Origin of the sequence: Bacillus sp. AFS029637, assembly GCF_002584985.1 — a bacterium.
GTDB lineage: Bacteria > Bacillota > Bacilli > Bacillales > Bacillaceae_G > Bacillus_A.
On the sequence record NZ_NUPZ01000081.1, the window covers coordinates 1 to 341 of the forward strand.

At 43.4% G+C, this 341-nt stretch carries 2 tRNA genes; both read right to left on the bottom strand.

What is annotated here, in order from left to right:
- Positions 1 to 44 precede the first annotated feature (44 nt).
- Positions 45 to 120: transfer RNA gene (locus tag COE49_RS26880), tRNA-Ala, on the bottom strand.
- 8 nt (positions 121 to 128) lie between these two features.
- Positions 129 to 205 (bottom strand) — tRNA-Ile (locus COE49_RS26885).
- Between the last annotated feature and the right edge of the window lie 136 nt (positions 206 to 341).

A 341-nucleotide genomic window follows, 5' to 3' on the forward strand; every position in this document is an offset into this window, starting at 1 on the left:
CTAGTTTTCAAAGAACATACCATTTGCTATTTAAAATAGCTTTTTGGTGGAGCCTAGCGGGATCGAACCGCTGACCTCCTGCGTGCAAGGCAGGCGCTCTCCCAGCTGAGCTAAGGCCCCAAGTTGTATGGTGGGCCTAAATGGACTCGAACCATCGACCTCACGCTTATCAGGCGTGCGCTCTAACCAGCTGAGCTATAGGCCCATACAAATTGCAGAATTTATTTATATCATATTAACATTTAAGAGTCAACACTTTTATTGAACTCTCAAAACTAAACGAAAACGAAACACGGAAACTTATATTGATAAGCAGCGCTCATCAATTCTCCATAGAAAGG